This window comes from Mucilaginibacter ginsenosidivorax, from assembly GCF_007971525.1.
Lineage (GTDB): Bacteria > Bacteroidota > Bacteroidia > Sphingobacteriales > Sphingobacteriaceae > Mucilaginibacter > Mucilaginibacter ginsenosidivorax.
This window is the reverse complement of record NZ_CP042437.1, coordinates 3537769-3563834: the sequence shown is the minus strand read 5'-3', so window position 1 is coordinate 3563834 and position 26066 is coordinate 3537769. Positions and strand designations below refer to the sequence as shown.

Genomic DNA, 26066 nt, shown 5'->3' with positions numbered 1-26066 from the left:
CAATAGGCATTAGTTTCTATCCACAATATATCGATATTTTATTTGATGTCCATTTCCTTTTTCAAAAACTGGCCGGTAAAGCTTTCCTTCACTTTGCATAAACCTTCGGGGGTACCGCTGAAAAGAATTTTACCGCCGCCAGAGCCACCTTCGGGGCCCAGATCGATAACATGGTCAACAACTTTAATTACATCCAGGTTATGCTCAATTACTAAAACAGTATTGCCTTTATCAACCAGTTGATAAAGCACGCCTAACAGCACGTTAATATCCTCAAAATGCAAACCTGTGGTAGGCTCATCTAAAATGTAAAAGGTATTACCGGTATCTTTTTTTGATAGCTCGGTAGCCAGCTTAACACGTTGAGCCTCGCCACCAGATAGCGTGGTTGACGCCTGGCCCAAAGTAATGTAACCTAAACCAACATCATTCAAGGTTTTTACCTTGCGGTATATGGATGGGATATGTTCAAAAAATGGCGTAGCATCTTCAATGCTCATATCCAGCACATCGCTGATGGATTTGCCACGATAGCGAACCTCCAGCGTTTCGCGGTTGTACCGGCGACCACCACATTCTTCGCATGGTACCTGCACATCAGGTAAAAAATTCATCTCGATAACCTTCATGCCTGCGCCCTGGCAGGTTTCGCAGCGGCCACCTTTTACGTTAAATGAGAAGCGGCCCGGCTTGTATCCCCTGATCCGCGACTCTGGCAAGGCTACATAAAGGTTCCGAATATCTGAAAACACACCGGTATAGGTAGCCGGGTTCGATCGCGGTGTACGGCCGATAGGCGTTTGATCTATTTCGATCACTTTATCGATATTCTCCAGCCCCTCAATTTTTTCGTAAGGCAACGGATGTTTCTTGGCCCTGAAAAAATGATGATTTAAAATAGGATATAACGTTTCGGTAATTAGGCTTGATTTACCGCTTCCGGATACCCCTGTAACACCAATTAATTTACCTAACGGAAAATCAACAGAAACCTTTTTTAAATTATGGCCGGTTGCCTTTTTAAGGCTTAGTGTTTTTCCGTTACCCTCTCTCCTTTTTTCAGGAATAGCGATAGAACGTTCGCCATTGATATAGGATGTAGTGAGTGTATGCTCTTTCATCAGCTGTGCAGGTGTTCCCTGCGCAACAATCTGCCCGCCGTGTACGCCCGCTGCCGGGCCCATGTCAATAACATGGTCGGCTTCCAGTATCATATCTTTATCGTGCTCAACCACCAAAACGGTATTACCCAGGTCGCGCAGGTTTTTAAGTGCGTTTATAAGTCGCTCGTTATCGCGTTGATGCAGGCCGATGCTCGGCTCATCTAAAATGTACATAACGTTCATCAACTGCGAGCCTATCTGTGTAGCCAATCGGATTCGCTGTGCTTCACCACCCGAAAGCGTTTTGGCCGTCCTATCCAGCGTTAAATAACTCAAACCCACATCAAGCAGGAATACAATACGTGCACGGATCTCTTTCAGGATCTCTTTGGCGATAACATTCTGGCGTTCGCTCAGCCTGTCTTCCAGGCCGTTAAACCATTCCTGCAGGTGATTGATATCCATGCAGGCCAGCTCGAATATATTTTTGTTATCTACCTTAAAATGCAGCGATTCTTTTTTTAATCTCGCACCATCACAAACCGGGCAGGTTTTAAGTACGCGATAATTTTCCATATCGTCCATCCCTTCGTCATTCCGGCGTTCCTGCTGCTCTTCCAGCATACGCACAATGCCGTCAAAAGTGATGGTATAACTTTGAACGTTCCATTTATTGTACTCAACAGAAACACTGATGGTATCTGGCGCTCCGTTAAGGATAATATCCAAATGATCGCGGCTTAACTTTTCTATAGGGGTAGTTAATGAAAACTCATACTTTTTAGCCAAGGCCTTCAGCACCTGGAAAATCCAGGTCTCCCGGTATTCACCTATCGGCGCGAGGCCACCATTCATAATGGTTAGCTTAGGATTAGGGATAACCGATGCTTCATCAACCTCAAAAATGTATCCTAAACCATTACATTTTTCGCAGGCACCATAAGGCGAGTTGAACGAGAACGTATTTGGCTGCGGCTCATCGTACGAGATACCCGAAACCGGATCCATCAAATACTTACTATAATAGGCTACGTTACCATCCTTATCACCCACGCGAATAATGCCTTTGGCTATTTTAAGCGCCGTTTGCACCGATGTGTATAAACGCTTGCTGTCTTTTTCTGTCACCACCAGCCTGTCAACCACAATATCAATATCATGAATCTTGTACCTGTCTACCTGCATCTTTGGCTCTACATCGGCCATGGCACCATCAATCCATACTTTAAGGTAACCTTGCTTACGGATAGATTCAAAAAGCTCGCGGTAATGACCCTTACGGGCCTTTACAACGGGGGCCAAGATGTTCACGGGCTGACCGTCGAATTTTTCGGTAATGGTTTTCAGGATCTGGTCTTCGCTCATCCGCTCCATTTTCTCACCTGTTGTGTAAGAATAGGCGTCCCCGGTACGGGCGAAAAGCAAACGCATAAAATCGTAAATCTCGGTAATAGTACCCACTGTTGATCGCGGGTTTTTGCTGGTTGTTTTTTGCTCAATAGCAATAACCGGGCTTAGGCCCGATACTTTATCAACATCCGGCCGCTCCATACCGCCCATAAACTGGCGCGAGTAGGCCGAAAATGTTTCCATATAACGGCGCTGCCCTTCGGCATAAATGGTATCAAATGCCAATGACGATTTGCCGCTGCCACTTAAACCGGTAATTACCACCAGCTGGTTGCGCGGAAAAGAAACATCAATATTTTTTAAATTATGTACCCTGGCCCCGTAAACTTCAACTTCGCTTTGTTCGCCCAGGTCGATGGTTTTTTCAATCATATGTATTTTTAAAAACAATACAGTTTGGCCGGTTAAAAAAAGCCCGCCAACTATACTAATATTTTTCGCAAATATATGTAAAAAGCTGATGCTTTATAAGATATGTAACAACCCGAAACGTTATTTGACTTAAAAATAACAGCCCTATTGTAACCGTAATTTTTTAAACTTGTTTTAATAGAGAGCTTAAGGCAGAAAGCCTAAAACAGAAAGCTCAATGATCAATTTACTATGGCATTTAGCTGTATATTATTGGATGGCAAAACATAAAAAAGCCGATCCTCCATCCAGGAAGATCGGCTTTCAAGTGCTCCGTAAAATTTTACTTTTTGAATTATTGAGTGTCTGAATTATTGATTAGAACGCTAAGCGATCCAATCCTTCATTAAATCATAATTAATTAAAGGCTAACAGTTGTGTTGTGGGTGGGATGACAATGTAATCCTTATACCCAAACTTTTTAGGCTGTTCGATAATTGCTTTCATGGCAATAAGCTTATAGATGTATGAACCGGTTTCGCGGTTCAGGCTCATGCGAAAGTAATTATCCTCGTTTTGCTTATTAATGGCGCGTTCCATTTTAATGGAGCCATTGTTGTAAGCTGCGGCAGCCAGTGTCCAGCTGTTAAACTCGGCGTATAGTTCTTTGATATACTTGCAGGCAGCGATTGTCGATTTGCGTACATTTTGACGCTCATCAACACCATGGCCAACCTTTAAGCCATAGGTACGCGCAGTGCCGGCCATAAACTGCCATAAGCCAGATGCTCCTTTTGAAGAAGTGCCGCTTTTAAGGCCCGATTCAACAAGCGGGATGTATTTAAAATCATCCGGAATACCGTAAAACTTTAAAATTGGCTCAATAATAGGGAACAGCACTTCGGCCTTGCGGTGCAGCAAGGTTGACTGAACACTTTTAAAAGAATGTTGGCTAAGCGATTTGTTGAGTTTTTTGGTAACCCTTGCATCGTTAACAGGTAAAGCTTCGTCGGCAAAATTATAGGCAGCCGTAGTGCTTTTAATAAAAATAAATTTCGAGGTCCGATGGCTTAATTTGGCCGGTTTTGCAACCGTTTCGGTAATCGTTGTACCGTAAATATTAAGCTTTGAAATGAGGGCCAGCACCAGGATTACGGAGCACGTAAGTAAGTGTTTTTTAATCATTTCTTTTTTTATCATTAACTATACATTAGGTAAAATGTGCTGCAAAGATATGTCATACAAATCACATAATCAAATACTTAGGATTTTGCCAACTTTTTTAGCATGGGTTTTCGGTTCAAAAACCGTGTTTAAAACCGTTTAAACCGTGATTTTGTTTGCCAACATTTTTTTATTTTTTTTGATTAAACTGTGCCAAAAAAGCGTAACTTTGACCCTCACGCTGCGAAAGCGCTAAACAAAAAAATATGGTATTTAAGAGACCAACAGGTAGTCGCGATGACAGGCCAGGAAAATCAACTGGCAGAAGCTCAAGAGGCGACGAAAAGCCAAAAAGACCGGCAACCGCAAAAGGCAAAGCCACTCCGGACGGAGAAAAGAAGAAACTATCCAGACCGGATAAACCATTCCAAAGCAACAGGTTCAGTGATGATAAGCCCAAAAGCAATTTCAGGGACAGCGCATCATCTGGCGACAAAAAATCGTCGGGCAGGTCAAAGCCGTATTCCGGCAGACCATCTGCAGGTGACGACAGGCCTAAAAGTAACTTTAGAGACGGTGCTTCATCTGGCGATAAAAAAACTTTTTCGCCACGCAGTAAGCCCTACTCCGGCAGGCCAACAGGTGGTGATTTTGAAGACAGGCCAAAAAGAAGCTTCGGCGCAGGCTCATCGGCCAGCGGCGAAAGAAAACCATACTCTGGCCGTCCAACTTCCGGCGAAGGTGAAGAAAGACCCAAAAGAAACTTTGGCGGCAGCAGTGCCGGCGAAAAGAAACCATACTCTTCTCCACTTACACGTACATCAAATACCGATTTTGGCGATAAACCCAAAAGAAGCTTTGGGACGGGTGCAGAAAGATCAACAGATAAAAAATTTGGCGAAAGGCCCGAAGGCGGATTTAAAAAACGCGAAGGCGGTTTTTCAAAAGATAAACCGGCTTACAATGCCGACAAGCCACAACGTAAACCTACTTACGACAAGATAACCAAAGATACCAGCGCGCCCGAAAGGACCATGCGTGGCCGTAAAAAACCAGCCGAAACCAAAACTAAGGATGATGGGCTGATCCGCCTTAACCGTTATATATCAAATGCAGGCATCTGCTCTCGCCGTAAGGCCGATGAACTGATCATTGCAGGTGTGGTATCGGTAAATGGTGTAGTGGTTGACGAATTAGGTGCCAAAATTGATCCCCGTAAGGATGAGATCAAATATAACGGCGAAACACTGCGTCGCGAAAAAATGGTTTACGTATTATTAAATAAACCAAAGGATTACATTACCACCACCGAAGACCCACAAGAGCGCCGTACTGTAATGCACCTGGTTGAAAAAGCAACCAAAGAGCGCATTTATCCAATTGGCCGTTTAGACAGGAACACCACCGGGTTATTATTAATGACCAACGATGGCGACCTTGCCGATAAATTATCGCACCCGCGCAGCAACATCAGCAAACTATACCAGGTTGAATTAAATAAAGCTTTATCTCAAGGCGATCTGAACAAGATTACTTATGGTATCGAGCTGGAAGATGGTTTAATTAAACCCGATTCGGTATCGTACGTTGCCGGTGCATCAAAAAGAGAAGTGGGCATCCAGATTCACAGCGGAAAAAACCGTGTGGTACGCCGCATTTTTGAAAGCCTTGGTTACGAAGTTGTAAAACTGGATAGGGTGGTTTACGCCAACCTCACCAAAAAAGACCTTCCACGCGGCCGTTATCGCCATTTAGAAGAAAGCGAGATCATCCAGCTTAAACACCTGATAAAATAATATAAAACGCCCCGCTAAACATCGGGGCGTTTTTTTGTCTATTTTGTTAACTTGCGCTCCATAATCAATTTGTACCCACATGAAAAAAGTTCTTTTGATCATAGCGATGCTATCGCCTTTGTTTAATTACGCCCAGGATAAAAAGCCAATTCCCAAATCATTTGACCTGGTTGTAGGTACGTATACAACAGGTACCAGTAAGGGTATTATGGTTTACCGTTTTTATACCCAGAGTGGCAAACTTGCTTATTTAAGCCAGATAGATGGTGTAACCAATCCATCGTACCTTACTATCAGCAAAAACAATAAATTTATTTACGCCGTAAACGAAGTTACCAAAGGCGAGGTGAGCGCATTTTCATTTGATGCCAAAACCGGTAAAATAGATTTCATCAACAAACAATCATCTTTAGGTGCCGATCCATGCTATATTGCTGTAGACAAAGCACAAAAAAATGTATTTGTAGCCAACTATTCAAGCGGCCAGGTTGCCGTGCTACCTGTTAATAAGGACGGTTCTTTAGGCAACGGCATTGAAACTGTACGTAATGAAGAGGGTAAAGGCCCCAACAAAGAACGCCAGGAAGGCCCGCATGCCCATATGAGCATATTGTCGCCCGATGAAAAATACCTGTTTTATAATGATTTGGGTACCGATAGGATAAACATCTATCGCTATCGCGCAGGTAAGGCATCTCCATTAACCGATCCTACCTTTGTAAGTGTTACTCCGGGAGAAGGCCCCCGCCACTTGGAGTATTCTTTGGATAAAAAGCATGTTTACCTGGCAACAGAAATGGGATCGAATGTATTTGTATTTGATTATGACAATGGTAAGTTTAAACAGAAACAGGTAATAACTTTGTTGCCGGATGGATTTACAGGCAAAACAGCTGCCGCAGCTATACACTTATCGCCTGATGGCCGTTTTCTGTACGTATCTAACCGTTTAGAGACCAACGAAATTATTTGTTATGCGGTGAACCAGGAAACAGGCGGGCTTACCTTTGTATCGCGCCAACCTACCTACGGCAAAAACCCACGCGATTTTGCCATCGACCCATGGGGCAATTACCTGGTGGTTGCCAACCAGGGCAGCGATAGTATGTTTGTATTTAAAATAGACCAAAATACAGGTAAGCTAACCCAAACAGGCATTAAAATAGATATTGGCAACCCGGTTTGTTTGAAATTTACAGCGGCAGAATAGTTTTGAGTTGAAAGGGTAAAAGCGAAAGGTAAAAGGCGAAAGGAGCCCATTGGTAAAAACAAAAAAGGGTAAGCACTACTACAAATTGTGCTTACCCTTTTTTTGAGGCAAAGGAAAACCTTTTACCTTTCGCCTTTACCCTTTCACCTAATTTTTAGTGAACGAATAAATAATATAACCGGTACTACCACCTACCTCAACAGGTGATTTAAGTACCATGGCATTGCCATCGTTGCTGGCAATATCCAAACGATAGCCTTCGGCTACGTTTTTCGGTTTATCTCCTTGATAAATTTTCTTGAACTGAAATTGGGTGCCCGTAGTGCCGCCGTTATAAACCGACCAGAAAATAGTTTGAGCGGTGCCGTTGCTTAAAGTGTAAATGCCGTTGCCGCTATTGGTTAATTTCCAGGTGCTGCCAACAAATGCTTCGGGAGCTGCCTGGTCAAACACATTTTGAACGGCACCTTGTACAAGGCCCTGGTAACTTACATTATTCAATGTCCAGGAGCCAGTGAATTTACCGCGGGATACGTTAGTTGTAGTTGCATTTTGCGGAGTTGAACAGGCCGCGAATAAAAAAATAAGGGATAGGATTACTACCGGGGTTTTTAATAAGTTTTTCATGACAGAAGTTATTTAATGCATATAAGCATAAACCCTGCCAAAAGCTTAACTGTATTTAACCACTTCTGATTTTAACTCCCTTTCAAGTTCAAATAAACGCCGGTTAATAGATGCAACTACCAGGTCGGCTTCTTTAACGTTTTTAAGGCTTTTGGCAAAACGGTGATCGGTATCCTTTGAAAATAACGAGCGGCTGATTTTATTAATAAGATTCATAGGTATATTCCTTATAGCACTATTTTACGAATAGTGTTCCATTAAGGTTACGAAAATTAACTGAGATTGTTCTTTTTAAGCAATGCTTAAAAAAGCAATGAGTTTTTCCATGGCTTTTGCCCGGTGGCTTATCTGGTTTTTCTCATTCATCGTCATTTCGGCAAAGGTTATAGCGTAGCCATCGGGCTCAAATATTGGGTCGTATCCAAAGCCGTCCGTTCCACTGGGGATAGTGCGGATAGTTCCTTCGACTGTTCCTTCAAAAAAATATTCTTCACCATTCCATATTAATGATATTACCGTACGAAACCTTGCTTTACGGTTAGTTTCGTCCTTTAATTTATCCAGTACCTGTTTAATATTAGCGGCATGGTTACCGTGCTCTCCAGCGTACCTGGCCGAGTAAACGCCCGGTTCGCCATTCAGGGCATCTATTTCAAGCCCGCTATCATCCCCAAAACAATTCAGTTTATACCTATTATAAATGTATTGGCTTTTAATTGAAGCATTTGCTTTAAAAGTAGTACCGGTTTCTTCAATATCATCATGGCATCCAATATCGTTAAGGGTAAGCAATTTGATTTTGCCCTGAAGTTTTGCTTCTACTTCTTCGAGTTTGTGGCGATTATTTGTGGCGAATACTAATTCGGTCATATTGAATCAATTTGAAAATTTGAGGATTAACTACATTGAGGGCTGCGCCGTTTGAGAATTTGAATATGATGTTTTATCAGGATGTCCTCATTTTCAAATCGCCCAATTATATTATAGTGTTTTCATTTGTTCCCAAAAAGCTTTCTTATGCTCTACGTTATCCATCATTTCGCCGAATGCAAAACTGTATAAGCCTGTAATATCTCCCAAAGCCCTGGTAGCATTTAACGCCAGTGGGGCTATACCTTGTGGCATAGCATTTTTACCCAGCACCAACAGCCGGGCGGGTTTAAAAAAATTAACAAGTTCATTATATTGTACGCTGGCATGCCTGGCCAGGTTTAAAATTACAATATCGTCTATACTTAAATCCTTCCGCTTAATAATATTGGTAAGCGCGGCTAAGTGGGCATCGTCAATAAACTCCAATTCGGGATAGTGTACCAGTACCAAAAAGCGTTTTAAGTTTTTACCTAAATAATTAAAACTTACTACAGGCGTTTTAACTTCTGGTACGGGTGATTGAACTGCTGGTTCCGGTTGTTTGGTTACTGGCGGCGGCGAGGCAGTTACGGTTACAGCGGGCGCAATATTTTCAATTTCAGGTTCGGCTATTGCAAGGTTTTCGTACATCGCCTTATCTGCTTTCAGCAAATAAAGTTCATCTTGTAAAATAAAGCGCAGGGCAACCGGGTTTTCAACTTTCACTTTAACAAATTTTAACCAAAAGTAGTTAAACCGTTTGAAGCATTATAACCATATTAGCACAATTATAGCATGTACTTAGTCTGAAGCCCGAAGTACTAAGTTTTAAGTCAAAAAAAGACGTGTTTCGACCTCTGACTTTAAACTAAAGACTACCGACTTAATACTCTGTTTTTTATTCAATTTAATTGTGCAGCTATAATTAATAAATTTTACCGAAATTTGAAGTTTTAACGGAATTGTTATTTCCGTTTTATTTAGTACATAAAGCATTACATGAGAAAGTTAGGGTTATTAGTTTTAGGGTTTATCTCCATAATATCAGTTGCAAAGGCACAAGTTACTTTAGACGCTACTGCAGCCAAACCAGATACCAACACTGCCAGAACACCAGGAAAAACATTAGATAAAATTGCCGCAATTGTTGGTAACAGCCCTATTTTATTGTCGGATATTGAACTATCATACGCCCGTTACCTGGTTGAAGGCATGCAGCCAAATCCGTCTGTAAAATGCCAGATACTGCAATCGTTATTAACGCAAAAGCTATTGGCACAACAGGCTATTATTGATAGTATTGATGTAAAGGATGATGACATTGATGCCAGTGTTGACCGCCGCATGCGCGAAATGATGCAGCGTGCTGGTGGCCAGGATAAACTGGAAGCATTTTTAGGCCGATCAATAATTCAGTATAAAGATGAGATTCGCCCGGACATGAAAGAGCAGATGATAGCTCAAAAAATGCAGCAAAAAATAACCGAAAAGCTAAATGTTACGCCACAGGATGTTAAAGATTATTTTAACAAAATGCCGAAGGATAGCTTGCCTTCATTTAACAAAGAGGTTGAGGTTGGCGAAATTGTTTTTCAGCCCAAACTAAGTAAAGAAGAAAAACAGCTGTATAAAGAAAAAGCTGAAGAACTGCTTGCCCGCGTAAAAAAAGGCGAGGACTTTGGAACTTTAGCACGTCTATACTCACAAGATCCGCAATCGGCAGTTGAAGGTGGCGACCTTGGTTTTGCCGATCGTACTACGTTTGTAAAAGAATTTACAGCCAATGCCTTTAAGCTTAAAGCCGGCGAGATTTCGCCAGTGTTTGAAACCGACTTTGGTTTTCACTTTTTGCAGGTTATTGAGCGCCGCGGCGAGCAGGTACATGTAAGGCACATCCTGATAGCGCCGGCCACTACGCAAGCCAGTTTGGATAGGGCTAAAGCAAAAGCCGACAGTATTTATACGCTGATGATGGCGCATAAAAAAGATCTTGATTTTTCTGCCGCCGCGAATTTTTATTCGGACGATAAAGAAACCAAATTTAACGGTGGTATGATGCTGAATGCCGAAAACGTACAAACCCGTACAACCTTTATCCCTACCGATAAGCTTGACCCTAAGGTTGCCCTGGTTGTTGATACCATGAAAGTTGGCAGCATATCTAAACCTGATGTATTTACCGGCGCCGATGGTAAAAAGAGTTATAAAATACTATTCCTTAAATCGGCAACCGATGCCCACAAGGCCAACCTGGCGCAGGATTTCCCTAAGCTGAAGGATTTTGCTTACCAGGATAAAAACACCAGGGTAGTAAACCAATGGTTTGATAAACGCCGTAAACAAACGTTCATCAAAATTGATCCTGAATACCAAACTTGCGACATATTAAAAAAGTGGTTAACTCCGCCCGTAACAACAACTGCCCAAGCTAAATAATATACAACCTATGCCACACCGCTCTGATGTTGAAGCCGCAGATGCTTTAAAGCTGGCCTACCAGCAAATACGTGCCGAAATTGGCAAAGTAATAATCGGGCAGGATGAGGTTGTTAAGTTTGTGCTGATATCTATTTTCAGCAACGGCCACTGTTTACTGGTAGGCGTACCCGGTTTGGCCAAAACACTATTGGTACAAACGGTATCGCAGGTATTAGACCTCGATTTTAAACGCATCCAGTTCACCCCCGATTTGATGCCATCTGACATCATAGGGTCTGAAATTTTAGGCGAGGACCGTAATTTTAAATTTATACCCGGCCCCGTTTTCAGCAACATTATCCTGGCCGATGAGATAAACCGTACCCCACCAAAAACGCAGGCTGCCTTATTAGAGGCTATGCAGGAAAAAGCGGTTACGGCCGCCGGGGTTACCCATAAACTGGCCCAGCCGTTTTTTGTGTTAGCCACCCAAAACCCAATTGAACAAGAAGGTACCTACCCCCTACCCGAAGCGCAACTGGACAGGTTTATGTTCAACGTAACATTAAACTACCCCTCATTTCAAGAAGAATTGCAAGTTGTTAAAAACACCACCAGCACCTTAAAGGCTGATGTTAATAAAATACTGAACGCCGAGCAAATCATTTATTTTCAGCAACTGGTACGCAACATCCCGGTTACCGATAATGTGATGGAATATGCGGTAAAGCTGGTATCAAAAACACGTCCCAATACCCAGTTTGCCACACCGCAGGTAAACCGTTTATTAACATGGGGAGCCGGCCCGCGGGCATCACAATTTTTGATACTCGGAGCAAAATGCCATGCTGTTATTAACGGAAAATATTCGCCCGATATTGAGGACGTACAAGCCGTTGCCAAACCCATTTTAACCCACCGCATTGTACGTAGTTACCACGCCGAAGCGGAGGGTTTATCTGCCGCCAATATCATTGAGGGGCTGTTTTAAGGAAACCCTGCCATGCAAACTTTATTACAATTACAAAACGGCGAACTAAAAGGCGCCACTTCGCTTACGCTTTCCGAGGGACTCTCACATTTCCCGGAAGAGATATTCGAACTGGCAGATACTTTAGAAAGGCTTGACCTATCCTATAACAACATCAGCGCACTACCTGCAGACTTTGGCAGGCTGAAAAAGCTGAAAATCTTTTTTTGTTCAGAAAATCCGTTTACCGTTCTACCCGAAGTTCTGGCCGACTGCCCCTTGCTGGATATTGCAGGCTTTAAATCAAACCAAATTGCCGCTGTTCCTTCAAAATCGCTTAATCCCAACCTGCGATGGCTAATACTCACCAACAACAGGATTGCGGATTTGCCTGCCACTATTGGCAACTGCAAAAGGATGCAAAAACTGATGCTTGCCGGTAATCAACTTACGACTTTACCGCCGGAGCTTAGCAATTGCAGCAACCTGGAGTTGCTGCGAATTTCTGCCAATAAGCTAAGCGAATTTCCCCAATGGCTTTTATATATGCCCAGGCTTTCCTGGCTGGCATTTTCGGGAAACCCTTTTTGTGAAATCCCTCCGGCACAGTCACTTGATCTCATCCATTGGGACCACCTGGAATTGAATGAGCACCTTGGTGAAGGTGCGTCAGGCGTTATACACAAAGCCACCTGGCGCAAAGTGACAAAAACGCCGGAAGTTGCCATAAAAATATTTAAAGGTGCTGTTACAAGCGATGGTTCGCCAGAGGATGAAATGAATACTTGTGTTGCCGCCGGTGCTCACCCCGGGTTGGTACAGCTCATCGGGCAAATAACAGCCCACCCCGAAGACAAAAAAGGCCTTGTAATGGGCTTAATTCCCCCGTCTTTTTATAACCTCGGCCTGCCCCCCAGCTTACAAAGCTGCACCCGGGATGTTTTTAAAGAAGACCTCTCGCTCACAACCCCGCAAATAGTAAAAATTGCCGTTACAATTGCATCCGTTGCGGTCCAGCTACATAACAGGGGCATAATGCACAGCGATATGTACGCCCATAACACCCTGGTTGATGATGATGCAAACACCCTGTTTGGCGATTTTGGAGCTGCTTGTTTTTATGACAAAAACAACAGCGACTTAGCCCCGGCACTTGAACGGCTTGAGGTAAGGGCTTTTGGTTGTTTACTGGACGACTTACTTAATCTGAGCAGCGAACAAAGCAACGATATCCAGGCAAAACTCGGCATTATCAGGGATGCATGTATGGTGCAGGATGTTTTATTGAGGCCGGATTTTCGCTATTTAAATGACGAGTTGCTAAAGTTACAATTGACCAATCCGCGATAATTATGGATCTTGGATTAAAATTATGCACTCCTTCATAAGTAGACCAGGAAGTGCATTTACTAAAAATAGTGGTTGCAAATGAATTGCCGTCTCTTACATAATAAATAGGGCGTATCAATTAAAATCTGATAAATTAAGGTGTCATTATTTCGTTATTGTAAATTTGTATATGCATCTGGCTTTGCTAACAAATTACACCTTTGAGTAAAAATCTGTAAGGATATCCCCGAAATCCCGACTACATGGTTACCAAACATCTGTTTTTTACGTTAGTAACATTAGCTGCAAAAACAAAAGCTGCACCGATCGATTAAAACATGAAAAAAATAACATTTCAATTACTGCTATTCATCATTACCGGGGCATCTGCGTTTGCCAAACCGGCCATCAATCCCAATAATTCAAACGCTCCAAAACTTGATACCGCCACTTTTGCCACCGGTTGTTTCTGGTGTACCGAGGCCAAGTTTCAACAGATTGAGGGTGTTGTAAAAGTTGTATCTGGTTTTGCAGGCGGCCACGTGGCCAACCCCAGCTATAAACTGGTTTGCACCGGCACAACCGGCCATGCCGAAACCTGTAACATTATTTACGACCCTGCTAAAGTAACTTATGATGCATTGTTAGCCGCTTTTTTTGTAGCCCATGACCCAACACAGCTTAACCGCCAGGGTAATGATGTAGGCACGCAATACCGGTCGGCCATATTTTATCACAACGCGGCCCAAAAGCAAAAAGCCGAGTATTATATCAATAAGCTGAATGCCGAAAAGGTTTATCCCAATAAAATAGTTACCCAGGTAAATCCCTTTACGGTATTTTACAAAGCCGAAGATTATCATCAAAACTATTTTAACCAAAATGGCGAGCAGCCTTATTGCAAATATGTGATACAGCCCGAGCTGGAAAAATTCAGGAGTGTATTTAAAGGAAAATTAAAAAAATGAGATTAGCACTAATAGTATTTGCCATTTTAACCGGCACAGCATGTGGCGCCAATGCCCAGCATCTAAAATCAACCAAAGGGCACGAGAACAACCCTTATTACTCCAATACCGATACCAAACATTTAGCGGTGAGTGATGCGGAGTGGAAAAAGATCCTGTCGCCTGCTTTATATGCCACAGCACGTGAACAAGCTACAGAAAGGCCATTTACAGGCCAATATTGGGACAAAAACGCCAGGGGTACGTACTATTGCGCCGTTTGCGGTAACGAGCTTTTCCGGTCGGACGCCAAGTTCGCCAGCAATTGTGGCTGGCCCAGTTTTTACCAGGCGGTACGTAAAAACAGCGTAATTTATAAAGAAGATAACTCGGTAGGTATGCAGCGTACCGAAGTAATTTGTGCCCGTTGCGATTCGCACCTGGGCCATATTTTTGATGACGGCCCACCACCTACCGGAAAACGCTTTTGCATGAATTCGATATCGCTGGATTTTCAGCCCGATGGCCTGGGCAAATAACCTTTTTAACCGGCCCGAAATGTTAAATCAAATAATTTAACATTTCGGGCCGGTTTCTTTTCATCCAATATTCATTTATTCGCCTTAACTTTATCAAATGTCGTCGCATCATATCGTTCGCGAGAAACAGGAGCCTGCTTTACTTGTATTGGGGATAGATAATTTTGAGGAGGAACTGCTGGGGCAATTATTGGAATGGAGTCCGACGGTGATAACAACACCCGACACCGCCGAAAAGCTGAACAGTTTTGGCATTAAAATAGATTGGATTATTACCGATGATGACGGAGCGGTTTTAGCCCAGTCTGATGTAAAGTTGATTGCTGCCGGAAACAGCAATATAACACAGGCAGCGCTAAATTTCCTTACTGTTAATAACTATCCTGCTGTTAACGTAATAGCCGACGAGCTGGAACTAAGTGATTTTTTGCCTTATGCTGATAAAATTAACCTGGTTATTTTTAATGCCCGGCAAAAAATTTATCCGGTAATCTCGGGGTTCAGCAAGTGGAAACCAGCAGGCGAGCAAATTGAAGTCTTGTCGAAAACAAAGGCGCTTAGATTTAGTGGTTTGAAGGACAATGGCGAAAATAACTATCAAACTATTGCAGATGGATTTTTCAGCCTGCAATTTGAGGAGCCATTTTTAGTGATTGCCGAGGCTTTAAATTAGTAAGCACAAAGCAATAAAAAGGCGGTTTTGAGGTTGTTGTGTAGGTAATTTTTTTATTGGTGCGTTTTTTGCATTATTATACAAAATAATATTAAAAATCAATTAAACCGTTTAAACATTTTTTAGTCTATATATTTATACAAGGCAGAGAAATCTGCCGAACAGTTAAAAATCTTTCAATCATGAAAAGGACATATAAAAATTTATTTTCATTCGCTTTAGCCGGCTTGTTAAGCTTGTCTTTAGCATTTACTGCCAACGCCCAACGTGGTGGCGGCGGTGGCGGCGGCCAAAGATCATCCGGTGGCGGTGGTGGTGGCGGTTCCCGTTCATCAGGCGGTGGTGGCGGTGGCAGCGTTAGCGTTTCACGTCCTTCGGGTGGTGGCGGTAGCATAGGTGTTGCGCGCCCATCATATAATGGCGGTGGCAATCAGGGCGTTTCTGTAGCACAGCCTTCACGTGGCTTCAGCGGAAACGGCAGTGTTAACCGTGGCAGCCAGGCAATTGCACCACAACGCGGCAACTATGGTTACGGCAACAGATCAAATAACGTGGCCATTGCTCCTCAACGCAGCAGCGTTAACGGCGCAGGTCAACGTGTATACAGCGGCACGCGCAGCTATAACAGCCTTGACAGGCGCGCCTATAATGGTGGCCGTGGCAATTACTATAGCGGCGGTACTGGTTATGGGCAAAGAGTTTACACAGGTGGATATCGTTACGGTGGCCGCGGTGGTTATTTTGGCAGCCACGTTTATTACCCATACCACAACTACTATAATTCATATTATTATCCACGTATCGGCTTTAGCATCGGCTTCCTGCCTTACGGATACTATCCGTTCTGGTTTGGTGATTATCAATACTTTTATAGCGATGGTTTATACTACCGTCAATATAATGATCAGTATACTGTGGTTGAACCGCCTGTTGGTGCCGAGGTTAAAAACCTACCATCAGATGCAAAATCAATCATGATTAATGGCGAACAATATTATGAATCAAACGGAGTGTACTATCAGCCTTACACAAAAGATGACGGCACGCAAGTGTATGTGATTGCGGGTAAAGATGGTGAGTTAAATACCGATAATGGCGGCAACGGCGATGTACAGCAAGGCCCGCAAATTGGCGATATTGTAACACAATTGCCTGATGATTGCCGTAAGATTAAAATTAACGGCGAAAAATTATTTGTTTCTCCTGACGGTTATTACTACCAGGAAAGCAGGAACAACAATGGCGATACCATTTACAAAATTGTTGGCACTCCATCTGACGAGCCAGATCAACAATAATAAAAATTCAAACTCTATAAAAACAGGCTGCTTCGGTAACGAGGGAGCCTGTTTTGTTTTAAAGCTCATCGGCTAGGCTTTGCGTGGTTTTTCCGGCGCATTTTAAATGCTTCAAAACATTTACCAACTATGGGGATTGTTATTAAGCACTATAACAAATACCGATATGGAAAATCACGATCGCAGCGCAATTATTCAACGGTTGTTGAATTGCGTAGCAGCATGCGAAAACCGTGCAACAGCGCGTTTAAGTGAAGACGATGTGCAAATGATGGCAGATTGAATCCGGCTCGACCGTGACTGTGTCGATATTTGCGCCCGGGGTGCACGCCTATTACAGCGGGACTTGTTAATAGCTCATCAGTACCTGGTGCTATGCGAAGAGATTTGCCGCCGTTGCGCAGCCGAATGTGGTAAACATAAACACGATCATTGTAAACAATGTGTCATGCCCTGCCAGGTTTGTGCCGAAACTTGTCATGAACACCATCAGCCAGTTACGCAGGCTTAATCAATAAAGGCGAACTACCTCGGTTTACCCGTATAGTTCGCCTTTGTTTTATAAATGCCTTTGTGTTTAAAACTATCTTACGATTTCTTACCTGTATTAAATCCGAACGGAACCACCACTTTAAAGCTAATGTTACGTCCCATATTAAAAATACCCGGGCGAACGCCTGCCGGCACGGTTGGGTTATCAAAATACTTTAGCCTGCTCATGTTTGATTGGTAATTAACATTGGCCAGGTTGGTACCCTCAATAAATAATTTAATTACCGGCTGGCCTGCTTTGTTCACAATATTGCCGCCAAAACCGGCGCTCAGCAAATTATAGCCGGGTGTATAAGTTTCTGTTCCATAAGCCGAAAAGAAACGATTTTGGGCGCTGTAGTGGTCGAACCCAACAAATACATATAGGTTCTTGAAATCACCAAAACCACCATTGAAGGTACCGCGCAGTTCAGAATGGGTATGCAACGGCGGTATAAATGGCAGGTATTTCAAACTATCTGCAACGGAGCCTCCGTTACCCTTGTTTTCGCCATACGTCAGGCTCATAGCATTTTCGAAATGCAGCCATGAAATAGGGTGCAAATCTACATTTACCTCGCCGCCATAAATACGGGCCTTGCTTTGTACATAGGTAAATGTGGTATATCCCTGGGTGTAAACGGGGCTGCCATCCGGATTCAAGATCTGTTGCTGGTAAATGTAATTGGAGATATCATTGTTAAACAATTCAATACTTGCCGTTACATTGGGTAGCGTTAAAAACGTGCCTATATCTTCCTGTAAGCTAAACTCCGGTTTAAAGTTTTTATCACCGATATGGTAGATCTGCGATCCGGGGTCTGGCCCGTTTGCCGATATCTCTGCAATACTTGGCGCCCTGAAACCACGCGATATATTTGCCTTCACCAAAAAAGCATCAGACACATTGTAAGTAGCGCCAAAACTGCCCGAAAAACCCCGGAATGTTTTGCTAAAAGCGTCAAACTGAGTTTTTACATTTGGCGCAGACGTTGGATTTGCACCGATATATAACTGAGGAAAACCATTTGACCCCAATGTATCCACATAAGCGGCGCTGCTGCTAAATGACCGGTTATCAAACCTTGCCCCTGCTGAAAGATCGAGTTTGCCATAACTTTTCTTTACCACGAAGAAAGGGCCTATATCGAACTGATGATATGCGGGGATAGGAAAATCAGTAGCATCACCAATAGTATTGTTTTGATACTGCCCGTTGATGCCCAACGTGGTTTCATAATCGTTACCCAGGTTAAAGTTGTATTTAACATCATAGGTGTAAGTTGTTAAATGCAGGTTAAGCCCGGCAACATCACCAGCTTCGGGGTGTGTATATTCGCGCCTGTGACTGTATTGGTAACCCAGGTTTACAATCAGGTTACCATCGCCCAGCCTAAAGTTACTGTTGTTGTAAATGCGGTATAGCTGCACATGCTGGTGCAGCGTAGGAATGGTATAACTATTTAGTACAGATTCTGGAACAATGGGTCTGAAGGCATCGTCCTCGGTTATCTGGCGGGTAAACTTACGGGTAAGGGAATCGCGGCTGCCATCGGGGATGGATTGCTCGTCGTCAAATAACGAAGCGTTCAGGTACGATGTTCCCCATGATTTATTTAAACCCACCATTACACGGGCATCCTTTTCTTTATAGTTGGTACCATAAACCCGACCATCGTGCTGATTTTGGTAGTTTTTGCCCTCTTTGGCCGATAGAACAGTTCCCCATACCAAGCCATTTTGGTTGCCCTGCAAGCGGAACGATCCGTTCAACAAACCCTGGTTGGTACCATAAACTCCCTGTACCGAACCTGCAATAGTGCCCTCTGGAACGGGTGGCGGCGAAATCAAATTCACCACCCCGCCAATGGCATCCGAGCCATAAGTTAAACTGGCCGGGCCTTTTATTACCTCCACCCGGTCAACCGAGTTTTGGTCAACCTCAATTCCGTGTTCATCTCCCCATTGCTGACCTTCCTGGCGTATGCCGTCCATCAGCGTAATTACCCGGTTATAACCCAGGCCATGAATAAAGGGTTTGGATACGTTTGGCCCCGTTGTAACGGCACTTACACCTGGCAGTGTGGCTATCTGGTCAATAATATTGCCCGATGCCGCACGCTGCTCTAAATAAGCCTTACCAACAGCCAGCATAGGCACTGGGCTGCGCTTTATTTCGGTAGCCTTGCTCACGCCGGTGATAACAACCTCGCCGGCCTCAACGGATGATGTTTGCATTTTTACATCATACACCTTGGTTTTCGAAAAATCAACACGTTGGTTAATAGTCAGGTAACCTATATAGCTTACCTGCACCAGGTAAATGCCTTTAGGGATGTTGTTAAAGGTATACTTACCATCGGCATCGGTAACGGCGCCTTTACGTAAATCGGGAATGGTGATAGTGGCGCCAATAATGGGTTTGCCATCAGCCTTATCGGTAATGGTGCCGGATAATGTTCCGACAACATCTTCGGACAAGTTTTTAAGAGTATGGGGGGCAATATGCGCCTGGACGCCAAAACCTACAAATAATAATATATAGAAGCTAATCAGCTTTAATTTCATAACAAGAATGGGGTGTAAATCAATAAATACCGCTTATAAAACGGCGTTCTTAATAAAAAATGATAACAGGGTGGAATTGTTACGAAAACACCGGCGGAGCACGACCGGCAGTCAGTACCAGCGAAAAACTTACAAAATCATAGTCGCAAGCCTTAAAAACATGCATCACCGCTGTTTGGTGCGTTGCATATAAAGCATTGTGAATTACCGCGAAATTGTGGTGCATAGCATCGCACATGTCGCATTTTTCTTTAACCGTTTGCTGTGGATGGGTATTGGATACAGATACCGATTTTGAAATACCTTTTAACAAATGGTGCTGATGCGTGTAAACCATGTACTGCCCTGCAATAAAGCAAACCAGTAACAGCCACGAGTAAATGATATTTACCTTGTTTTTCTTCACGTCAACACCTTTTTGCAGGATAAAGCAAAAGTAAGCATTTAAACGGGCAATTTAATGCAACATTGTAACAATACTGTTAGTTCATTGGTTCACGGGTTCATTGGTTCATTAGTGGATGGTAGGTTAGCTTAGCAAATTCCTATATAAAACAACCTTCAAAGCCAGCCCTTAAGCTAAGATAGAAGACCATTGAACTGCTCCGCCACCAAAGACCAATGAACTGATGAACCCGCGAACCAATGAACGCCAAAGAGAAAAGACCAATCAACTAATGAACCAGTGAACTAATGAACGTACCTTTGCCAATATGAAACCGGCAGAAATTAATATTAAGTGGGGTGCGTTGCAAAACCGTATTGCCGAAGATTTTGACAACGAGAAACCCGATATAAAAGTACTATTGTTTTTAATTGGCGTTCAGGAACTTGGCCAGGGGCCACGCAAATTCAGCAAACGCCAAAAAGAAGAACTGATGCATATTGCCAACTGCAAACTCATGAGCATGATGGGTTTTTACGAGTTGGAAGGCCTTGACCAGGATGGTTGGCCGCACTGGAAACTTGTTAAGGTTATTCCTAATTATACCATGTTGGAGCAGGAAATGCTCATAAAATCATTAATCATCACTTATTTTGAAGAGCTGGGGGTGATATAGGATGGTGAATGGTTTATTGGGTTTATTGAGTTGATTAGGTGAGTAGTTGGCTAAACCGTAGTATTTATTCAAATACAGCTCTTATACATTTCAATTAGGTTATTGTGATTATTATTCCAAAAATTCTGTAATTTCCTAAATTCGACAAATTCCGGTTCAGACAATATTCTGCTAATTCTTAAATTCTGTAAATTCTGATTTCAGACGATATATGAAAAAAATCCTTACCCTAACTTTACTCTTATTTATTACTGCCATTGCCTTTGCAAAGCCTCCCAAAAACCAGTATGTGCGCATCAGCACCAGTTACGGAAGCGTAATTATCCGGCTATACAACGAGACTCCTTTGCACCGCGACAATTTTATCAAACTGGCAAAAAAAGGTTTTTACAATGGTGTATTGTTTCACCGTGTGATACAGAATTTTATGATCCAGGGCGGCGACCCGGATTCGAAAGATCCGGCCAAAGCCAAACCGGGTGACGAATTGGGCAACGGTGATGTTGGCTACACCATCCCGGCCGAATTCAGGGACAGCCTGTTTCATAAACGTGGGGTACTGGCCGCCGCCCGCGATGATAACCCCAAGAAAGCATCAAGCGGTTGCCAGTTTTATATTGTAGAAGGTAAACGCCTTAGCGATGCCAAAATGGATTCGCTGGAAAACGGACGGCTAAAAGGTTATAAAATACCTGCCTGGCAGCGCGAATATTATAAAACAGTTGGCGGCACAGCCCAATTGGATCATAGTTATACCGTTTACGGCGAAGTTGTAACAGGTTTTGATATGGTTGACCACATTGCCGCGGTGAAGAAAGATGAAAGGGACCGCCCGCTTACCGATATCCCGATGAAAGTAGATGTACTTAGTAAAAAGGAGTGCAAGCAACTGGATAAGCTGCTGAGCCGGGGTTCTTGATTTCGGATTTGGGATGTTCGATTTCGGATTTTTATTTTTTAAATTATCATTAGATGTGAACGATTGATAAAATAAAAAATCTAAAATTGTACGCTTTACTAATCTTAATTTTAAATCCGAAATCGAACATCCCAAATCCGACATGAAAATAATCACTTATAACGTTAACGGTATCCGGTCGGCAATAAGCAAGAACTGGTTGGCCTGGCTACAGGCTACTGATGCCGATGTAGTTTGCCTGCAGGAAATTAAAGCTACGCCCGATGTACTTACTGACCTTGGACTGGTTGACCAGATGGGCTACCAGCACTACTGGTTCCCGGCCGAAAAGAAGGGTTACAGCGGTACTGCGATATTTACCAAACAATTGCCCAAACATGTTGAGTACGGTTGTGGCATCCCCGATTTTGACCGTGAGGGCCGCTGCATCCGGGTTGATTTTGACGAGGTATCGGTCATGAGCGCCTACTTCCCATCCGGCTCAAGCGGCGATGAACGGCAGATTTTTAAATACCGTTTCCTTGACGAATTTGGCAAGTATTTGACCCTCTTAAAGTCAGAAATCCCCAACCTGGTAGTTTGCGGCGATTATAACATTTGCCACCGCCCTATTGATATCCACAACCCAAAATCAAACGCCAACTCATCCGGCTTTTTACCCGAAGAGCGGGAGTGGATGGAGAAATTCATTGAAGGTGGTTTTATAGATACCTTCCGCCATGTAAATAAAGAGCCTCATAACTACACCTGGTGGAGTTTCAGGGCCGGCGCACGCGGCAAAAATTTAGGATGGCGCATTGATTACGCCATGGCCAGTACAGAACTGGAAGCCAACATCAAACGGGCCGCCATTTTACCAGAAGCCAAGCATTCCGATCATTGCCCGGTGTTATTGGAGCTGGAGTTTTAGCCCCCTAACCCCCTGAAGGGGGAACTCATTTACTTAAAGCTTTTAGCTAATCAAAAACCTCCCCCTTTAGCGGGCCGGAGGGCCTGCCGACAAATAATAATGCCATAGCAACATGCTCGCCACGGTTTTATAGGGTGCCCATTGCTCTGCTACGGCAAGCACCTCTTCCCTACTGGTATCTTTGGGTAATTTTTTCACCCGCTTTAAGGCATTTACAGCGGCCAGGTCGCCAATGGGGAATATATTGGCGTGCTGTAGTACAAACATCAGGTATACATCGGCTGTCCAGTTGCCGATGCCTTTCAGGGCGGTAAGTTCGGCGCGGATTACATCATCAGGTAATTCTTCAAGCGCTGTTAAATCGATCTGGCCGCTTAGGATGGCCTCGGCCAGGTATTTGGTATAGCTGGTCTTTTGCCGGCTAAAGTAACAGGCTTTAAATTCCTCGTCGGTAAGTAACAGCACCCTCGCTGGGGTAATTTCCTGTACCCGCTCACGCATTTTATTTAAGGCTGATAATGCCGAGGCCAACGAAACTTGCTGCTCCAGGATAATATGCACCAGGGTTTCGAAAGTATTGGGCCGTGACCAAAGCGGCGGATAGCCGTATGCGCTGATGATATCAGCCAGATCTGGATCGGCTAATGCAAGTTTATCACAAATCTGGTGATAGTTGGAATGATTTATCCGGCCAAACATGGGTTTTATTCGGCTTGTTTTACAATGATCTTATCCAGGTTATGCAAATACCTCCGGCCGGTTTTAAAATCGGCTGCCGAGCTCATTTGCAGGCTCTCGGGCATTTTATCTGCTTTTATGCCATTCTTTTCTGTCAGTACAAAAACATGGTTGCCAACTTCAGTATTGTACAACTCGTTCCATGAGTAAACCACTTTGTAGCCATCGTTACCCTGGCAAACAAAATAAAAAGTACTCAACAGCTTGGGGCTGGTAGTTTTAAAAATGGTATGGCTTAAAATATCTTTCAGTAAAACGCCTTTTAGCTTGTCGTCCTTGTGTTTAAATTCACCTAAGTGGTTGGTCACGTTCATTTCGCCAATATCCTGCACTTTGTATTGCATTATTGAATCAATGGTGATAACCGATTCTTTTACAACCTGCCCGGTAATGCTAAACTTTTGTGTTTGATTAAGCTTTTCCTGGGCAAAGGCTGCAGTACTATATAGCAGTGCAATTAGTAGTAGTTTTTTCATGGTTTGGTAAATATAGGGAGCCTTATCGGAAAATTAAACAGGGCTCCCCTATTACACCAGGTACACACAGCTAATTGGGTTAACATAACTTAACACATTTCAGATAAAATATTTACAAACGCATGATAATCAATGTTTTATAAAAAACCATGGTTAACACTAAAACTGTGTGCGCCTTTTAGGTGCATCCAAATATTTGTGCCTTTTGTTGGCCCAATAAATTCCCTTCGGTACTAAATAAAATGCCTTGTAGTTACAAAGCCCGCATAATATCACTTATTGATGCCCGCCTGGTATAATCTTTATTAAAATGCACGAAAGCAATTTTTCCTGATTGATTAATTACGTAAGTGGCCGGCACCGGCAGTACATGGTCGGTATTGCCGTTGCTTACATTCAAATCGAGGCCAAAACCTTTGTATTTAGCTACCGTAGCATCATCAAGTACATAGTTTACCTTATAATCTTTCATAATGGTATACCCTTTGTCCTGCACTATCGAAAATGACGCATGCGTTTTCCGGATGGTTTTATCGATGCCTTCCTTAGTTTCCGGGGTTACCGCAATTACGTAGGCTCCCTTTGCACTCAGCAATTGTAATGAGTCCTGCAATTGGGCAATGTGCTTATTACAATAAGGGCACCATTCGCCGCGGTAAAAAAACAGCACTACAGATTTATGCGCCTTTAATAATGTTTTCAAATCAACCGCTTTGCCTGCATTATCGGTAGCACTAAAAACAGGGGCATCATCGCCTTTTTTAAGCCCTGTTTGCGCCGAAAGTTGTAAGCCTGTAAAAGCAAGCATTAAAATTAAAAGGTATTTTTTCATCATTGAATTAATTAAGATTTATGAAATAGGATTAAAAAAGAAGAGGGAGCATCACCTCCCTCTAAACGATCAACAAACCAAAAACCAGGTTACATTTTACCTGCTGTGTCTTTTTTCATTTTATCCATCTTCCCTTTTTCCATTTTGGCCATTTTTTTCTTTTCCATTTTAGCCATTTTCATTTTGCCCTTGGCCATTTTGCCGGTGTCGCTTACTGCGGTAACCGATACTTTTAAATTTGCGGGCGTTAATGATTTAGCCTGCACGTTAAGGGTTAAACATAGTGCAACTACTGTTGCTGCCAATGCGCCTGAAATAATTGTTTTCATACTTTGATTTTTAGTTTTTATGTTGTTTTATACTAACATTTCAACCTTAGTCGGGCAGCTTAATGATACCTTACAAAGTATTTTAATTTTTATTCAATTCCTCTTCAATGCGGTGTTGCAGTTCTTTTTTAAAGCTTTCGTCAAGGTGCGCTCCTTCGGCTTTCATCGAGTCATGAAAAAGTTGCTGCACCATTTGGTTAATAACACGGCTTTGCTTGTTATACAATGTACAAACCGAGCATCCCGCCAGGTGGATGCGCAGTTCGATAAATTCGCGGAAGCTTAATTTTTTGTATTGCTTTTTTTCAATCAAAAATGTAGCCTGCCTGCAATTGTATATAATATGTTTTAGTGGACTCATGTTGCTAAATTTTTAGGCCCAGTTTTTTTGGAGGCAAGCCCTTAGGTTAAGCTTGGCCCTGTGGATAATTACCCAAAAGTTGGCCTGTGTAACTTTAAGCTCGCTGCAAATAATATCTGTAGTGGCATCATCAATATGTTTCATGGTAAAAACGGCCATCCAAAGGGCGGGCAGTTTTTGCATGCACTTTTGCAATATGCTGTTAAACTCTTTGCCTGCCAGCGGGTCATGGTCTTCAATACCAAAAGGCTTTGGCTGGTAGGCTTTGTTCCAATGCCCGTTGTCTTCGTCAAAAAAATCCTGCTGCTCCTCTTCCGCCTGTTTTACATCGGTATTTTTTAAGCCCGATGATTTTTTCCGGTAAACATCAATGATCTTATTTTTAAGGATTGCTGTTAGCCAGGTACGTTCGGAGCTTTTGCCCTCAAATTTATCGGCCCTTTGCAAAGCCGCCAAAAAAGTTTCCTGCACCAGGTCTTTAGCCAGTTCTTCGTCGTTCAATCGCGACAGCGTATAGCCATACAGATAATCGGCATGGGTTTCAACCCAAAGCCTGGGGTTTAAAAGTTGGTTATCAGCAGCCATTAAATAAGTATTTTCATAAAACCTTTATGCTGTTAGTCGTTTATGCCGTCCAATCCTTACAATAAAATA

The 26066-nt window shown here is 43.0% G+C and carries 26 protein-coding genes; 12 read left to right on the top strand and 14 right to left on the bottom strand.

Annotated elements, in window-relative coordinates:
- Nucleotides 1-38 precede the first annotated feature (38 nt).
- Both uvrA and FSB76_RS14915 read right to left on the bottom strand, forming a co-directional pair.
- Nucleotides 39-2885 (bottom strand): excinuclease ABC subunit UvrA, encoded by a 2847-nt coding sequence (uvrA, locus tag FSB76_RS14920; protein WP_147054625.1) that lies wholly within the window; start codon nt 2883-2885, stop codon nt 39-41.
- 396 nt (nt 2886-3281) lie between these two features.
- Nucleotides 3282-4064 (bottom strand): lytic transglycosylase domain-containing protein, encoded by a 783-nt coding sequence (locus FSB76_RS14915; protein ID WP_225976518.1) that lies wholly within the window; start codon nt 4062-4064, stop codon nt 3282-3284.
- Nucleotides 4065-4294: 230 nt separating this feature from the next.
- On the opposite strand from FSB76_RS14915, the gene FSB76_RS14910 reads away from it, so the two are divergent.
- Together FSB76_RS14910 and FSB76_RS14905 are read left to right on the top strand one after the other, a co-directional pair.
- Nucleotides 4295-5824: a pseudouridine synthase gene (locus FSB76_RS14910; RefSeq protein ID WP_147054623.1), complete on the top strand. Its 1530-nt coding sequence runs from the start codon at nt 4295-4297 to the stop codon at nt 5822-5824.
- A 79-nt stretch (nt 5825-5903) separates the two neighbouring features.
- The gene (locus tag FSB76_RS14905; RefSeq protein ID WP_147054621.1) at nt 5904-7034 is read left to right on the top strand and encodes a lactonase family protein; all 1131 of its coding nucleotides are present in this window, start codon (nt 5904-5906) and stop codon (nt 7032-7034) included.
- 147 nt (nt 7035-7181) lie between these two features.
- Here FSB76_RS14905 and FSB76_RS14900 read toward each other — a convergent pair whose 3' ends face one another.
- From FSB76_RS14900 to FSB76_RS14890, 4 genes are all read right to left on the bottom strand, one after another.
- Nucleotides 7182-7661, bottom strand: coding sequence for a hypothetical protein (locus tag FSB76_RS14900; RefSeq protein ID WP_147054619.1), 480 nt, complete (start codon nt 7659-7661; stop codon nt 7182-7184).
- A gap of 45 nt (nt 7662-7706) precedes the next feature.
- Complete coding sequence (locus FSB76_RS32135; RefSeq protein WP_158642903.1) at nt 7707-7877, bottom strand: hypothetical protein; 171 nt, start codon at nt 7875-7877, stop codon at nt 7707-7709.
- A gap of 75 nt (nt 7878-7952) precedes the next feature.
- Complete coding sequence (locus FSB76_RS14895; protein ID WP_147054617.1) at nt 7953-8531, bottom strand: non-canonical purine NTP diphosphatase; 579 nt, start codon at nt 8529-8531, stop codon at nt 7953-7955.
- A gap of 111 nt (nt 8532-8642) precedes the next feature.
- On the bottom strand, nt 8643-9239 hold the full coding sequence (locus tag FSB76_RS14890; RefSeq protein WP_147054615.1) for a hypothetical protein: 597 nt from the start codon (nt 9237-9239) through the stop codon (nt 8643-8645).
- 273 nt (nt 9240-9512) lie between these two features.
- Here FSB76_RS14890 and FSB76_RS14885 point away from each other — a divergent pair, with 273 nt between their 5' ends.
- From FSB76_RS14885 to FSB76_RS14850, 7 genes are all read left to right on the top strand, one after another.
- On the top strand, nt 9513-10949 hold the full coding sequence (locus FSB76_RS14885) for a peptidylprolyl isomerase (RefSeq protein ID WP_147054613.1): 1437 nt from the start codon (nt 9513-9515) through the stop codon (nt 10947-10949).
- Nucleotides 10950-10959: 10 nt separating this feature from the next.
- Complete coding sequence (locus tag FSB76_RS14880; protein ID WP_147054611.1) at nt 10960-11922, top strand: AAA family ATPase; 963 nt, start codon at nt 10960-10962, stop codon at nt 11920-11922.
- Nucleotides 11923-11934: 12 nt separating this feature from the next.
- Nucleotides 11935-13251: a leucine-rich repeat-containing protein kinase family protein gene (locus tag FSB76_RS14875; protein ID WP_147054609.1), complete on the top strand. Its 1317-nt coding sequence runs from the start codon at nt 11935-11937 to the stop codon at nt 13249-13251.
- A 317-nt stretch (nt 13252-13568) separates the two neighbouring features.
- On the top strand, nt 13569-14198 hold the full coding sequence (msrA, locus tag FSB76_RS14870) for a peptide-methionine (S)-S-oxide reductase MsrA (RefSeq protein WP_147054607.1): 630 nt from the start codon (nt 13569-13571) through the stop codon (nt 14196-14198).
- On the top strand, nt 14195-14716 hold the full coding sequence (gene msrB / locus FSB76_RS14865) for a peptide-methionine (R)-S-oxide reductase MsrB (RefSeq protein WP_147054605.1): 522 nt from the start codon (nt 14195-14197) through the stop codon (nt 14714-14716). The genes msrA and msrB overlap by 4 nt, the downstream gene beginning before the upstream one ends.
- 97 nt (nt 14717-14813) lie before the next feature.
- Complete coding sequence (locus tag FSB76_RS14860) at nt 14814-15389, top strand: thiamine pyrophosphokinase (protein ID WP_147054603.1); 576 nt, start codon at nt 14814-14816, stop codon at nt 15387-15389.
- A gap of 182 nt (nt 15390-15571) precedes the next feature.
- Nucleotides 15572-16687, top strand: a complete 1116-nt coding sequence (locus FSB76_RS14850; RefSeq protein WP_158642902.1) for a DUF6515 family protein — start codon at nt 15572-15574, stop codon at nt 16685-16687.
- 588 nt (nt 16688-17275) lie between these two features.
- Here the strand turns inward: FSB76_RS14850 and FSB76_RS14840 are convergent.
- Both FSB76_RS14840 and FSB76_RS14835 read right to left on the bottom strand, forming a co-directional pair.
- Nucleotides 17276-19786 (bottom strand): TonB-dependent receptor, encoded by a 2511-nt coding sequence (locus tag FSB76_RS14840; RefSeq protein WP_147054599.1) that lies wholly within the window; start codon nt 19784-19786, stop codon nt 17276-17278.
- A 79-nt stretch (nt 19787-19865) separates the two neighbouring features.
- Nucleotides 19866-20192, bottom strand: coding sequence for a hypothetical protein (locus FSB76_RS14835; RefSeq protein WP_147054598.1), 327 nt, complete (start codon nt 20190-20192; stop codon nt 19866-19868).
- A gap of 307 nt (nt 20193-20499) precedes the next feature.
- Here FSB76_RS14835 and FSB76_RS14830 point away from each other — a divergent pair, with 307 nt between their 5' ends.
- From FSB76_RS14830 to FSB76_RS14820, 3 genes are all read left to right on the top strand, one after another.
- Nucleotides 20500-20847 carry a hypothetical protein gene (locus tag FSB76_RS14830; protein ID WP_090638594.1) on the top strand — a complete coding sequence of 116 codons (348 nt, stop codon included), beginning with the start codon at nt 20500-20502 and terminating at the stop codon, nt 20845-20847.
- Between the two features lie 211 nt (nt 20848-21058).
- Nucleotides 21059-21766, top strand: a complete 708-nt coding sequence (locus FSB76_RS14825; RefSeq protein ID WP_147054595.1) for a peptidylprolyl isomerase — start codon at nt 21059-21061, stop codon at nt 21764-21766.
- Nucleotides 21767-21908: 142 nt separating this feature from the next.
- The gene (locus FSB76_RS14820; protein ID WP_147054594.1) at nt 21909-22676 is read left to right on the top strand and encodes an exodeoxyribonuclease III; all 768 of its coding nucleotides are present in this window, start codon (nt 21909-21911) and stop codon (nt 22674-22676) included.
- Between the two features lie 66 nt (nt 22677-22742).
- Here the strand turns inward: FSB76_RS14820 and FSB76_RS14815 are convergent, their stop codons facing one another.
- The 6 genes from FSB76_RS14815 to FSB76_RS14790 all read right to left on the bottom strand — a co-directional run bounded on the left by FSB76_RS14815 (nt 22743) and on the right by FSB76_RS14790 (nt 25997).
- A complete protein-coding gene (locus FSB76_RS14815) occupies nt 22743-23375 on the bottom strand; it encodes a DNA-3-methyladenine glycosylase family protein (protein ID WP_147054592.1) in 633 nt (210 codons plus the stop codon).
- Nucleotides 23376-23380: 5 nt separating this feature from the next.
- Nucleotides 23381-23890: a molybdopterin-binding protein gene (locus FSB76_RS14810; protein WP_147054590.1), complete on the bottom strand. Its 510-nt coding sequence runs from the start codon at nt 23888-23890 to the stop codon at nt 23381-23383.
- Between the two features lie 253 nt (nt 23891-24143).
- Nucleotides 24144-24725, bottom strand: coding sequence for a peroxiredoxin-like family protein (locus FSB76_RS14805; RefSeq protein WP_147054588.1), 582 nt, complete (start codon nt 24723-24725; stop codon nt 24144-24146).
- Between the two features lie 86 nt (nt 24726-24811).
- Nucleotides 24812-25051: a hypothetical protein gene (locus tag FSB76_RS14800; protein WP_147054586.1), complete on the bottom strand. Its 240-nt coding sequence runs from the start codon at nt 25049-25051 to the stop codon at nt 24812-24814.
- 82 nt (nt 25052-25133) lie between these two features.
- Nucleotides 25134-25412, bottom strand: coding sequence for a hypothetical protein (locus FSB76_RS14795; RefSeq protein WP_147054584.1), 279 nt, complete (start codon nt 25410-25412; stop codon nt 25134-25136).
- A gap of 12 nt (nt 25413-25424) precedes the next feature.
- The gene (locus FSB76_RS14790) at nt 25425-25997 is read right to left on the bottom strand and encodes a sigma-70 family RNA polymerase sigma factor (protein ID WP_147054582.1); all 573 of its coding nucleotides are present in this window, start codon (nt 25995-25997) and stop codon (nt 25425-25427) included.
- Between the last annotated feature and the right edge of the window lie 69 nt (nt 25998-26066).